The organism is Armatimonadota bacterium, assembly GCA_013359125.1.
In the GTDB taxonomy this organism is placed as follows: domain Bacteria; phylum Armatimonadota; class Fimbriimonadia; order Fimbriimonadales; family GBS-DC; genus JABWCR01.
Map to the genome: position 1 here is coordinate 1 of JABWCR010000040.1, position 8,377 is coordinate 8,377.

At 61.5% G+C, this 8,377-nt stretch carries 9 protein-coding genes; 1 reads left to right on the forward strand and 8 read right to left on the reverse strand.

Annotated elements, in window-relative coordinates:
• Positions 1–147: 147 nt before the first annotated feature.
• Positions 148–327 (reverse strand): Arc family DNA binding domain-containing protein, encoded by a 180-nt coding sequence (locus HUU60_12630; protein ID NUL83545.1) that lies wholly within the window; start codon positions 325–327, stop codon positions 148–150.
• A 3-nt stretch (positions 328–330) separates the two neighbouring features.
• Positions 331–1,221 (reverse strand): SPFH domain-containing protein, encoded by an 891-nt coding sequence (locus HUU60_12635; protein NUL83546.1) that lies wholly within the window; start codon positions 1,219–1,221, stop codon positions 331–333.
• 138 nt (positions 1,222–1,359) lie between these two features.
• Here HUU60_12635 and HUU60_12640 point away from each other — a divergent pair, with 138 nt between their 5' ends.
• Entirely contained in the window at positions 1,360–4,137 is a 2,778-nt protein-coding gene (locus HUU60_12640; protein ID NUL83547.1) for an AAA family ATPase, read from the forward strand.
• A 27-nt stretch (positions 4,138–4,164) separates the two neighbouring features.
• Here the strand turns inward: HUU60_12640 and HUU60_12645 are convergent, their stop codons facing one another.
• The 6 genes from HUU60_12645 to HUU60_12670 are packed head-to-tail and all read right to left on the reverse strand — an operon-like array spanning position 4,165 to position 7,990.
• Entirely contained in the window at positions 4,165–4,896 is a 732-nt protein-coding gene (locus HUU60_12645; protein NUL83548.1) for an ABC transporter ATP-binding protein, read from the reverse strand.
• 1 nt (position 4,897) lies between these two features.
• Positions 4,898–5,464, reverse strand: coding sequence for an FtsX-like permease family protein (locus tag HUU60_12650; GenBank protein ID NUL83549.1), 567 nt, complete (start codon positions 5,462–5,464; stop codon positions 4,898–4,900).
• Positions 5,461–5,808, reverse strand: a complete 348-nt coding sequence (locus HUU60_12655) for a PqqD family protein (GenBank protein NUL83550.1) — start codon at positions 5,806–5,808, stop codon at positions 5,461–5,463. Before HUU60_12655 ends, HUU60_12650 begins: the two co-directional genes overlap by 4 nt.
• Before the next feature lie 28 nt (positions 5,809–5,836).
• Positions 5,837–6,685, reverse strand: a complete 849-nt coding sequence (locus HUU60_12660; protein NUL83551.1) for a hypothetical protein — start codon at positions 6,683–6,685, stop codon at positions 5,837–5,839.
• Between the two features lie 7 nt (positions 6,686–6,692).
• On the reverse strand, positions 6,693–6,863 hold the full coding sequence (locus HUU60_12665) for a twin-arginine translocase TatA/TatE family subunit (GenBank protein ID NUL83552.1): 171 nt from the start codon (positions 6,861–6,863) through the stop codon (positions 6,693–6,695).
• A 44-nt stretch (positions 6,864–6,907) separates the two neighbouring features.
• On the reverse strand, positions 6,908–7,990 hold the full coding sequence (locus HUU60_12670; protein ID NUL83553.1) for a sorbosone dehydrogenase family protein: 1,083 nt from the start codon (positions 7,988–7,990) through the stop codon (positions 6,908–6,910).
• Positions 7,991–8,377 lie beyond the last annotated feature (387 nt).

An 8,377-nucleotide genomic window follows, 5' to 3' on the forward strand; every position in this document is an offset into this window, starting at 1 on the left:
CGGGGACGCTCGCCCTCCCGACGGGTCCGTTTTGGGCTCGCGAGGACGCTCGCCCTCCCGACGGGTCTTTTGGGCTCGCGGGGACGCTCGCCCTCCCGAGAGCCCGATTGCCAGGCGGGAGCCGGGCGTTCCGGGGGCACTCCCTAATCAACTGTCCTCGTCCGTAGTCTCATCCTTAAACCCTTTCTTTCGACGCTGGCGGACGGCCTCTTGAAGCACGTACTCGATCTGACCGTTGATGCTGCGGAACTCGTCCTGAGCCCAGGCAGAAAGTTCCGCCCATAACTGAGGACTGATCCGCAGCAGCAACTGTTTGCGTTCGGCCATTGTTCAATGGTGCAGCGTGCCTGCGTTCAACACCGGCTGGGCGGCCTGTTCGCTGCACAGCACCACCATCAGGTTCGTAACCATCGCGGCCTTGCGCTCCTCGTCCAGATGCACGGTGCCGGTTTCGGTCAGGCGCTGAAGCGCCATCTCGACCATGCCGACCGCGCCGTCCACTATTCGCTGTCGCGCCGCAATAACGGCCGCAGCCTGCTGTCGGCGCAGCATCGCGCCTGCGATCTCGGGCGCATAGGCCAGATAGGTTATTCGTGCCTCGAGCACCTTTAGCCCCGCCAGATTGAAACTTTCTTGAATCTCCTCTTTCAGATGTTGCGCCACCTCGCTCGTGTTTCGACGCAACGACAGGGTGTCGTCGTCGGCATCGTAGGAGTAGCTCGATGTCAGATGGCGCAGCGCAGTTTCGCTCTGCAAAGCCACAAATTGGCCGTAATCTTGCACCTCGAACGCAGCGCGATAGGTGTCCTGCACCTGCCATAGCACCACGCATCCGACTTCGACAGGATTACCCACCAGGTCGTTGACTTTCAGCTTTTGCACGTCCAAGTTGATAGCGCGCAGAGAGACCGGTCGCTTGGTCATAAACGGATTGACCCAGTAGAAGCCGCTCTCTTTGACGCTGCCGACGTATCGACCGAATAGCAGCAGCACTTTGCTGCCGTTCGGCTCGACAACGAAGAAGCCGCCGCACATAATGCTCGCGATGGTAATGATCAGCGAGCTGAGGATGATGTACAGGGCGCCCGGCTGGGCGACGTTCGTCTCGTGCACCACCCGAATGCCGTAGTAGATCCCATACCCGCTGATCACGAAGAGCGCGAGGGTGAGGGTCAGCATCATCGCGCCCGATGTCGGTCGAACAACTTTCTCGTAGTTCACTGGTTACCCCCTTGATACCGATATGATATCACATCGATATGCAGTTTGTCAAGGGGGCGCCTTGGCCCTGCAGCCCTCACACACAAAAGCAGGTAGTGTTAACCGTCCGCCGAAGCATGGAGCGATAGAGAAAGGGCCATGACCGACTGGCGAAACCTTTACGCGAAACGGGACGTAGACGCACAACTGATAAGTTTCTACGCGGCTGCGAAAGCAGGCAAGCCGCAATTCGTTGTGCTGTTAGCGGAAACCGGATGGGGCAAAACCCGCGCCGTGCAACATTTCTACGAACACCTGCGCCAAACCGAAGACCCGAACGGCTACTGGCCGAATAACCTGACCGCCGACCCGGAGCCCAACCGCCCTCGCCGGAGCGCCGTAAACCCCAGCCTGGAAGGGCATACATCACCCATTGACCGGATTGCCTATCTCTGGTGGGGCATTCGCTTCTCACCCGATGCGCACACGGGGGGCGTCTCCGCCTATCTCAGCCATATCATGCCCCGCCTGTTCGCCATCGCTTTGCGACAGGACGCGCGCAACATCAAGGAGCAGGAAAAAGCGGAGTGGAAAAAACTCTTTACTGAACTGGCAGGCGAAACCACGGAAGCGCTATTGGGGTTGCTCGGTCTCCTGATTCCGATGATGAAGGCGGGCAAGAGCCTGAACGAGATACGGAAAAAGATACAAGAGCGCAAAGCACAGGCAGACGCTCCTACTCCGACCGTTGGGCAAGCCGCTCGGCAGGAGCGCGAATCGCTGGCCGACCGGGTGAGCGAGGCGATGCGCGCCGTCCTCAATCCGGGCGATGACCGACACCAGACCGTTCCCGTCGTCATCGTATTGGACGATGCGCAGTGGGCAGACCCCGACAGTCTGAGCGTCATTGAGAAGATTTGGCAGATTGCGCTGACGAACCGCTGGAAACTGCTCATCGTCGCCACGCATTGGGCGGGCGATTATCAAAAGTTCAAGACGCGCGATCGTAAGGCAGACCCGACCCTGCGCCTGCCCGACCTGCGGATGGGCGGCCAGCATGCGCCCGCATGGCATGAGATAGACCTGTCCAAAGCCGTGCCTCTGACAGCGATTACCCGCGCCGCCTTCCCCCAAATGAGCGACGCACAGGTTCAGCAGTTCACGAGTCTGGCAGAAGGCCACCCGCTCTACCTGCGCGAGCTGATTCTGCAGGCGAAAAAGCACCCCGCATGGTTCAAAAACAGCGACGCGGAGAGCGAGCTGACAGAGGAAGGCATGGGCAAATGCCAAGCCTTTAGGGGACTGCACGACCTGGCGCAGGAGCGGTTCGACTCGCAGCCTCCGGCGGTGCGCGCCATCCTCGCATGGGGTAGCCGGCAGGGGATGCAGTTTCTGCATCGGCTCACCCGCGCTCATGCCGAGGATAACGCTTTCCAGCCCTGCTATAACGGGCAGGAACATGACGAGGCCGTCCAAAATGCGCAACGGGAGGCCCTTCTGGATGCCCTGCAAGAGGTGGACGGCAGCGAGTTCGATCAGGTCGCCTTCCGGCAGGCGGCCGCGGAACACCTGGACAACGAACCCGACCATGTCAAAAGCGCGCTCACCCAGAGCCTGCGCGAAACGCTCGCCCGCTATTCCACCGAAAGCGCCCTTGCAACCGTGCCGGAGCCGGAGCAGATTCCGCTGCTGAGCATCGCGGTTAAAGAACTGCGCCCTGGCGGCGCCCCGGATGTGAACGAGGGCGAGTGGCAGGCGTGGGCGAGGGCGGTATGGCTGCTGTTCAAACGCCTGCGGGCGGGTCTGCTCTGGATGCAGGCGGAAGCGGTCGCGCTGCAACTGGCGCCGGAGAACCTGCCGCCGGAAGGCTGGTCGTTTGAAACGCTTGATTTTTGGGATCAGCACGACCTGTTCCTGTTCCTGCGTAGTTTCCGGGAGCTGGGCGCGGCGGGTCGGCTGGCGAACGGGCTGAAAATCCGCACGGAACCGGCAGCAAAGCGGGCGGATGCGAACGCGGAAACACGAAAACTTTACAGCGTTGCGCTCGACTGTGTCGGCGACGCGCAGAGCGCGCTGCGCCAGTGGCAGGACGCGCTCGCAAACTACAACGAGAGCCTGCGCGTGTGCCGTCAAATCGTGGAGGAGTTCGGAGAAACACCCGAAAGCCTGCGGGATCTGTCCGTCTCGCTGAGCAAAGTCGGCGACGTGCAGAGCACGCTGCTTCAGTGGGAGCCCGCTTTGGCCCAATACCAAAAGAGCCTGCGCGTTCGCCGTCAAATCGTGGAGGAGTTCGGAGAAACGCCCGAAAGCCTGCGGGATCTGTCCGTCTCGCTCAACAAAGTCGGCGACGTTCAGAGCGCGCTGCGCCAGTGGCAGGACGCGCTCGCAAACTACAACGAGAGCCTGAAAGCGCGCCGTCAAATCGTGGAGAGCTTCGGAGCCACCCCGGAGAGCCTGCGGGATCTGTCCGTCTCGCTGGACAACGTCGGCGACGCGCAGAGCGCGCTGCTTCAGTGGCAGGACGCGCTCGCAAACTACAACGAGAGCCTGCGCGTTCGCCGTCAAATCGTGGAGGAGTTCGGAGAAACGCCCGAAAGCCTGCGGGATCTGTCCGTCTCGCTGGAGAAAGTCGGCGACGCGCAGAGCGCGCTGCTTCAGTGGCAGGACGCGCTCGCAAACTACAACGAGAGCCTGCGCGTGTGCCGTCAAATCGTGGAGAGCTTCGGAGCCACCCCGGAGAGCCTGCGGGATCTGCTCGTCAGCCACGCGAAACTGTCACAGGTTTACGCAGGTCTGGGCGACCGTACCACGGCGTGCGAGCATGCCCGCGAAGTTCTTCGCCTTGCGAAGATTCTCTTCCAAAACCATCCAGACGACCCGCAGACGCAGGAGGATTTGCGCAATGCGGAGCAACTCGTTCTAAGTTTGGGCTGTTGATCTCCTCTTGCTTGCCGGTTAGACTTGTCACCCCAGCAGGCCTTCGAACTCGCCGACTCTCAGTTTGACCGATTCGCGGTCTTCCACGCGCTCGGCTTTGCCGTCTCGAATCCAGACGATCCGATCGGAGGCATCGAGCATCTTCAGGTCGTGCGTGGCAGAGATGATCGTAACGCCGCGTTCTTTGTTGAGAGCGCGAAGCAGTTCGATGATCTCCTTGCCGGTGTTGAGGTCGAGGTTTCCGGTCGGTTCGTCTGCCAGGATGATGGAGGGATTGTTGGCCAAGGCTCGGGCGATGGCCACTCGCTGCTGTTGGCCGCCCGAGAGTTCGGTCGGCTTATGGTGCAGTCGCGCTTCCAGGCCGACCAGCCGCAACAGTTCGGCGCCCCGTTCGGACCGCTCTTCGGCGTTGAGGCCGGCAAAGATCATGGGCAGCGTTACGTTTTCGATCGCGGTCATGACGGGTATCAGGTTGAAGGTTTGGAAGATGTATCCGATGCGGTGGCAGCGCAGGAAGGCCAGTTCGGTGGCGTCCAGTTGCGCCATGTCCACGTCGTCGATGTAGACGGAGCCGGAGGTGGGTTTGTCCAACCCGCCGATCATGTTGAACAGCGTGCTCTTGCCCGAGCCGGAGGGCCCCATGATACTGATGTACTCGCCGCGCACGATGTCCAGGTGCACGCCGTCGAGGGCGCGGAGCACGATCTTGCCCATTATGTACTCCTTTACGACATCGCGCACTCGGACGACGAAATCCATGCTAAACCTCGACCCTCAGCGCGGCGGAGGCGGGCATCTTGGCCGCTCGATAGGCTGGCAGCAAGGTGGCGACGATGGTCAAGAGGGCTCCTATCGCTACCGCCGTCAACAGAAGACCGGCGAGCGCCATCGGCCAACCCGGAGCGAGACCGACCCGAAATGCTACAACTCCGACGGCCATCGAGGCTCCGAACAGGAACCCGGCCAACGATCCAACGACGCCGAGCATTCCCGATTCTAAGAAGAAGAGCAATACGATGAAGCGATCGGTCGCGCCGAGGCATTTCATCGCGCCGATCTCCTTGTAGCGTTCGGCCACGGCCATCAGCATGGCGTTCATGATGCCCACGGCGCACATGATGAGGCTGACGGCCGAGAGCCACGTTTGGCGGCTGATCGATTCGGTATCGGCCGCTCCGGGCGAGAGGGCGGCGGACGCCCGCACAAAGGTAAAGAAGGCGATGCCCAGGGCAATGCCCGAGGCGGTAATGGCCGAGCGACCGAGGCGGATTCGGGCATTCTGCAGGCTGATCCGAAGCGCCACGCCGATGTGCAGAGCGTTTTTCATCGCTTTTTGACGAACAGGGCGGCGTAGTTTCGGTCGGATAGCATTTTAAGAAAGGCGAACAGGGAGGCTTCGGCCTCCTTTCGATCGAGCCTGTACTGCTTGCACAGCCGCACGATCAGCCCATCGACCGTGGTTTGGCCGTCCAGCCGTTCCCAGACGAAGGCGCCGATCGCATCGAGCTCGATCAGCCTTTCGTCGCGCAGGCGGAATATCCTGCGCAAACGGCCCCAGATGCCCCGATTATCGATGGGCGCGCGCAAGAGGGCGCCGGTCTCGGAGGCTTCCCAAGCGATCAGGGGGTTGCGGAGCGGGCGGGCGGAGAGCATCTGGGCCTTGGTGGGCATTGGGGTTCGTTTTTTGAAGAACATGGGGTTAGAGCGACCTTTGGACGACTTCTTGGAGCAGCGTATCGGAGCCGGGGCCTATGGTCATTAAAGCGATGGCGTCCGAACCGTTGAGCCAGGCGCAGGCGCAGTAGCTTTTGGATCGGCGGCGAATGGCCTCTCCCAAGGGAAAGCGGCCGACCATGTGGTAAACGTCGATATCGCCCACCTGTTCGACTTCGACGATCTCGCAGTCCTCGCGTCCCAGCCAACTTTTGGGCCAATCGGCTTCGGGTCCTTCGATCAGTCGGTGCGCGCGGGCTGTGCGAAGGGCAATCAGGTCGGTCTTGTCGATTCTGAATTCCAAGCGGGTCTGGCCGGACAGGATTTTGTTGGCCGTCAGTCGCGCTTGGCCAGGAAGCAGTAGACTTAAGCCATAGATTTCCCAAGGCGCGAGGTCTTCCGTGCCGTGGTCGGCGATTAGTCCGAACACTTCTGACGCGAGCGTTGGCACGGGGTCGCGCGGCCCTCCGCAGATTTGAGCGATGACGACGGTCGAATCGAACGAGATCGCCTTGCCCGCACCCTTGGCTTCCGAGGTCTTCCAGCTAAACTCGAAGCCTTCGTCCAATCGGGCCGAGAAGGGGATGCGTCTGCGTTTGAAGTCCGACTCCAGGCGAGAGAGGTATTTTCGTCGCTCGGCGTCTAAATCGCAATGGGGGGCGTTGCGCCGCCATTTGACGTCTAATCTGACGGAGCCGGGCGAGGCGATGGTGAAGGCGCCTTGGTTGAAGTTGCCAGAGAAGCTTTCTAGACGCCAAGTGTTGGGGACGTGGCAAGAGATGCCTTGCCACGCGATGCGGATGGTGGAGCGAACGGTGGCCGCGCCGGGCGGCACGGGCGGGCTACTCCTTCTTCTCGTCTTCGATCGAATCGCGAGTGGCCTTGCGGAACTCGCCGAGCGATTCGCCGATGGAGCGGGCCAGCATCGGCAAGCGCGATGCGCCGAACAGCACCATAACGATCACCAGTAAGATGATCCACTCTTGCGTACCCATATAAGCCAGCACTGGCATGAAACGTTCCTCCAAAACCTCGGTTGCCTTACAGTATACCCTGCTCAGCCCGCATAGGTTATGCGATAGATGGCGCCCGCGTGATCGTCCGAGATCAGCATCGATCCGTCGGGCAGAACCAACACGTCTGCCGGGCGGCCCCAGGGACGTCTGCCTTGCAGCCATCCTTGCGCGAAGGGCTCGTAGCCGGTAGCGACATTGCCCTTAAGGGTTACCATCATGACCCGATAGCCGATGGGGGTCGAGCGGTTCCAAGAACCATGTTCGGCGATGAAGACCTGATTGCGATACTTGGCCGGGAACATCTTGCCGGTATAGAACTTCATGCCGATGGCGGCGACGTGGGGGCCCAGTTCTTGAACGGGCAGGGTGTAATCGCTACGACGGCTGCGCGTCCAGAACTGCGGGTCTTTGACATCTTTGCCGTGCAGGTAAGGAAAACCGAAGTGCAGTCCTTTTTTAGGCGCTCGGTTCAGTTCGTCGGGCGGAGTGTCGTCGCCCATCATGTCTCGACCGTTGTCGGTGAACCAGAGTTCTTTGGTCTGTGGATGCCAATCGAAGCCGACCGAGTTTCGCACGCCGCTGGCAAAGACCTCCAGCCCCGTTCCGTCCTTTTTCATACGGGTGATGCTGGCGTACTTGGGGTCGGTTCGCTCGCAGACGTTGCAGGGCGCTCCGACGGGCACATAGAGCCAGCCGTCCGGTCCAACACCTAGGTACTTCCAACCGTGGTGCCGGTCGGACGGGAAGGCGGAGCTGACGACGACGGGATCGGGCGGATCGGTCAGTCGATCTTCGATTCGGTCGTATCGGAGCACGCGGTTGACGGCGGCGACGTAGAGGGCGCCATTGTTAAAGGCGATGCCCGAGGGCATGTTGAGGCCTCTGGCGATGGTGTAGACGCGCTCGGCCTTGTAGTCTCGGGCAAGCTTAACAGCGTAGATCGCGCCAGCCGACATGCTGCCGACGAAGAGGGTGTTCTTGGCTCCGAGCGCCATCTGCCGCGCGTTGGGCACGTTGGCGGTGAGGGTTGCAATTCGAAATCCTGCCGGAAGTTTGATGGTGTTGAGGGGCAACTGCATGGGCGGAGTATACCAGGAGGCGGTTTTGGGCGAGGTTTGCGCCATTGGCCTTTGACCTTGCGATATCCGGCGGCGAGGAGGGCGAGCGTCCCCGCGAGCCGAAAGAGCGGACCGGGAGGGCGAGCGTCCCCGCGAGCCGAAAGAACGGGCCGGGGGGGCGAGCGGCCCCGCGAGCCAAAGCCGCCAAACGGGAGGGCGAGCGTCCCCGCGAGCCGAAAGAACGGGCCGGGAGGGCGAGCGTCCCCGCGAGCCGAAAGAGCGGGCCGGGAGGGCGAGCGTCCCCGCGAGCCGAGAGAACGGGCCGGGAGGGAGCCCGGCGGTTTGGCAAGCGCTCAATCTGTCTCAATGGCGAACATCGGTCTGTCTCGGGCGATTGTGCCCCTCCCCTGTATCCCCTCCCCAAACTCTGGCGAGTTTAGGGAGGGGAGCGAA

Excerpts from the sequence above, each read along its gene's own strand:
- HUU60_12630 (NUL83545.1), bottom strand. The coding sequence starts at position 327 with ATGGCCGAACGCAAACAGTTGCTGCTGCGGATCAGTCCTCAGTTATGG.
- HUU60_12640 (NUL83547.1), top strand. The coding sequence starts at position 1,360 with ATGACCGACTGGCGAAACCTTTACGCGAAACGGGACGTAGACGCACAA.
- HUU60_12645 (NUL83548.1), bottom strand. The coding sequence starts at position 4,896 with ATGGATTTCGTCGTCCGAGTGCGCGATGTCGTAAAGGAGTACATAATG.
- HUU60_12650 (NUL83549.1), bottom strand. The coding sequence starts at position 5,464 with ATGAAAAACGCTCTGCACATCGGCGTGGCGCTTCGGATCAGCCTGCAG.
- HUU60_12655 (NUL83550.1), bottom strand. The coding sequence starts at position 5,808 with ATGCCCACCAAGGCCCAGATGCTCTCCGCCCGCCCGCTCCGCAACCCC.
- HUU60_12665 (NUL83552.1), bottom strand. The coding sequence starts at position 6,863 with ATGCCAGTGCTGGCTTATATGGGTACGCAAGAGTGGATCATCTTACTG.
- HUU60_12670 (NUL83553.1), bottom strand. The coding sequence starts at position 7,990 with ATGGCGCAAACCTCGCCCAAAACCGCCTCCTGGTATACTCCGCCCATG.